Annotated in this window: 1 protein-coding gene; it reads left to right on the top strand. The window is 61.3% G+C overall.

What is annotated here, in order from left to right:
• Positions 1-388: hypothetical protein (locus FJV41_RS56585; RefSeq protein ID WP_220138080.1), on the top strand; the 388-nt coding region annotated here is incomplete at both ends.

Here is a 388-nt window from a genome sequence, read left to right as displayed (position 1 = left end):
GCATCTGGCCGCAGCGGGCGTTCATCCACTGGCGCATCCAGATGGCCAGCTATGTCACCAACTTTAACCGCCTCTACCAGGCCGGCTTCTCGCCAAATCTGGTGGATCGACCGCGGCTGGAAAAGCATCTCCAGCAGGCGCTGAACGACGTGGTTAAAATGCGCGGGCTGATCACCCCCGCCAGCAAAGAGACGCACATCCAGAAGGCGATCTTCGAGGCTATCCAGACCGTCAGCCGCAACCTCGTCTGCATGCTGGAGCTGCAGATCAACGCCTGGTGGGCAACGCGTCCGGGTCACTTCGTGATGCTCAATGCGCACACCCTGCGGGAGACGCAGCAGATGACCCAGCAGACGCTGTTGTCCATCGCCCACGCGCTGTACGAAGG

Origin of the sequence: Myxococcus llanfairpwllgwyngyllgogerychwyrndrobwllllantysiliogogogochensis (genome assembly GCF_006636215.1) — a bacterium.
Classification (GTDB): Bacteria; Myxococcota; Myxococcia; order Myxococcales; family Myxococcaceae; genus Myxococcus; species Myxococcus llanfairpwllgwyngyllgogerychwyrndrobwllllantysiliogogogochensis.
The sequence above is the reverse complement of the archived record's forward strand: the minus strand, read 5'-3'. Positions and strand labels throughout refer to the sequence as shown.